General features: G+C 75.9%; 1 protein-coding gene. It reads left to right on the top strand.

The genetic code is table 11. From position 1 onward, the window contains the following. Window positions 1-705, top strand: a 705-nt coding sequence (locus tag FV220_RS25195) for an HAD-IC family P-type ATPase (protein WP_147833594.1), incomplete at both ends; no start/stop codon positions are given.

Raw genomic sequence — 705 nt, 5'->3', positions numbered from 1 at the left:
GGGTCGGCGCGACCGTGCTGGTCCGGCCCGGGGACCGCATCCCGGCCGACGGGACCGTCCTCGCCGGCGAGAGCGCGGTGGACGAGGCGCCGGTCACCGGCGAGAGCGTGCCGAGGCGCAAGGCGCCGGCCGATGCTGTGTTCGCCGGAACCGTGAACGGCGAGGGCGCGCTGCGGGTGCGGGTGACCGCGGCGGCGCGCGACAACACCATCGCGCGGGTCGTCCGGCTGGTCGAGGAGGCCCAGGAAGCGAAGGCTCCGACCGAGCGCCTGATCGACCGGGTCGCCAGGGTGTACACCCCGGCGGTGGTCGCGGTGGCGGCGCTCGTCGCCGTGCTGCCACCCCTCGTCGTCGGCGCCTCCTGGGCCGAGTGGGTCTACAAGGGGCTGGCCATCCTGCTGATCGGCTGCCCGTGCGCGCTGGTCATCTCGACCCCGGCGGCCATCGCGGCCGGGCTCTCGGCCGGAGCCCGCCACGGGCTGCTCATCAAGGGCGGCGCCGTCCTGGAGCGGCTGGCCGCGGTGACTATGGTCGCCTTCGACAAGACCGGCACACTGACCGAGGGCAGCCCCGTCGTGACTGACGTCGCGGCGTTCGGCCGGTCGGAGCGGGACGTGCTCTCGCTCGCCGCCGCGTTGGAGGCCGGCTCCTCGCACCCGCTCGCCAAGGCGGTCCTGGCGAAGGCGGCGGAGGTCGGGGCGCCGG

It is taken from the genome of Methylobacterium sp. WL19 (genome assembly GCF_008040005.1).
In the GTDB taxonomy this organism is placed as follows: Bacteria; Pseudomonadota; Alphaproteobacteria; order Rhizobiales; family Beijerinckiaceae; genus Methylobacterium; species Methylobacterium bullatum.
This window is presented reverse-complemented; position numbering and strand designations above follow the sequence as displayed.